1 protein-coding gene is annotated in these 1,673 nt (G+C 60.3%); it reads right to left on the minus strand.

Going from position 1 to position 1,673, the window contains the following annotated elements; all coding sequences use genetic code 11:
- Positions 1-1,025 precede the first annotated feature (1,025 nt).
- Positions 1,026-1,280 carry a hypothetical protein gene (locus WCE37_RS14700; protein ID WP_343279995.1) on the minus strand — a complete coding sequence of 85 codons (255 nt, stop codon included), beginning with the start codon at positions 1,278-1,280 and terminating at the stop codon, positions 1,026-1,028.
- Positions 1,281-1,673: the final 393 nt, after the last annotated feature.

Genomic DNA, 1,673 nt, shown 5'->3' on the forward strand with positions numbered 1-1,673 from the left:
GTCAAACGGCGGCCTAACAATGCGCTCAAGCCGACACCGCATCGGGGCGCAAACCACATGGCAGGTACAGCTTGCCATGTGCTTCACGCCCCGCTGTGGCGCGGCTTAGCTTAGGTGTTAGGCCTTGTTTCCCGCACTGTCGTTGCCGGGTTCCAGGCAATCTGTCGCGGCTCGCTTATCCGCAGCGTTTGCAACTCGCACGCGCGGTGCAGGCATCGGCAGTCAGCGCTGCAGTACTTCGGCTTCGGACAGGCGCGGCTCTTCGCAAGATTCGACCGGCCGAGTCGGCTTCGGGCACTGCGTGGTGAGAGTTCTTGGCCGCGCGCATGGTGCGCTTCGGCAGCACCAGACACGGCGCTTGTTGTACTGTTCGCCTCAGGGGGTTGGGCCGCCGCACGTCGCGCGCAAGTGCCAGGGAACGGCGGCCTAACGAGTCGTTCAAGCCGATGCCACATCGGGGCGCAAATCACATGGCAGGTACAGCTTGCCATGCGCTTCACGCCCCGCTGCGACACGGCTTAACTCTGGTGTTAGGCGTCACTGGGCAAGCCCGCTCGCACATCGTGGGTTGCTCTTCGGGCAGTCATCGCCAGCTCGCAGGGTCGCTTCGTTAAGCATCGCCAAGCCGGCAGCAGGCTCCGCGCTCACATCGTGACCATGAGCACTGGGGGCTGCCGGGCAACGTCAGCTTCGGCAACAGTCGCTCGTCGCAGCGGTTCGCAATCCTGCCGCAGGCCACATCGTGGCTCGCCCGGGCGGCACGGCCAGATCGGCTCAAGGTGTTGTAGTGTTCGGCTCAGGGGTTGGGATGCGATTCGTCCGGGTCGGGGAGTTCACCATCCGGGCCAGCTGCCGCCTAACAAGTCGTTCAAGCCGAAGCCGCTTCGTTACGCAAACCACATGGCAGGTAAAGCTTGCCATGTGCTTCGCTCCACTACACGTCTCGGCTTAACTCTGGCGTTAGGGCCCACTACATGACTTGGTTGGAGGTCATAGATTCCGCAGTCAAGATCGGGCTCGGCGCCTTAATTGCTGGCGCTTCCTCTCTCTTGCTGTCCCGATCCCAGCACCGGCGTGAGCTTGATCGCGCTCGCGTTGATCGTGAATTCGAGATGCTGAAAGACGTTGCTGAGCAAACGGAGCGCTTCACGCAGGCGGCGCTGCGTCATTGGGCTCTGGCCACAGACGCGCACCGGCTCAGGCGTCAAGGCAAGCCTCTGAATGAACGCAAGGCGGCTAATCTGGCTGAGAGCAACGACATTCTCTTCAACATCTTCCATGAGCTCACCAGCTCCGAAGCCAAGCTTCTGCTCTTGGGCAAGCGTGACGCCCAGGGAGCACTTCGGAGTTACGGAGACATGGTGATCTCATATCGGCGGTCGGCGCTTAGCCAGGATGACCCGATGTCCGATAACGTGATAGACACGTGGCGTACGAACATGCTGAAAGCGAGGGAGCAATTGCTGGAGGAGCTACATGCTTGTTACCTGCAGCTTGGGCCCTAACAATTCATTCAAGCCGATGCCGCTTCGCGGCACGGCTTAATTCTGGTGTTAGACGTCACAGGAGAGAACAATGCAGCCGTACAGAACATTCCTTCTCATGATCTTGGCTGCTTCTGTACTGATGTTCTGCCTCATGTACCTCAACACCTACCAGGCCGACCATGTCTG

Source organism: Luteimonas sp. MJ250, from assembly GCF_039548455.1.
GTDB lineage: Bacteria > Pseudomonadota > Gammaproteobacteria > Xanthomonadales > Xanthomonadaceae > Luteimonas.

What these genes read in the sequence shown, in the direction of transcription:
- WCE37_RS14700 (WP_343279995.1), bottom strand. Translation starts at nt 1,280, where the DNA reads ATGGAAGATGTTGAAGAGAATGTCGTTGCTCTCAGCCAGATTAGCCGC.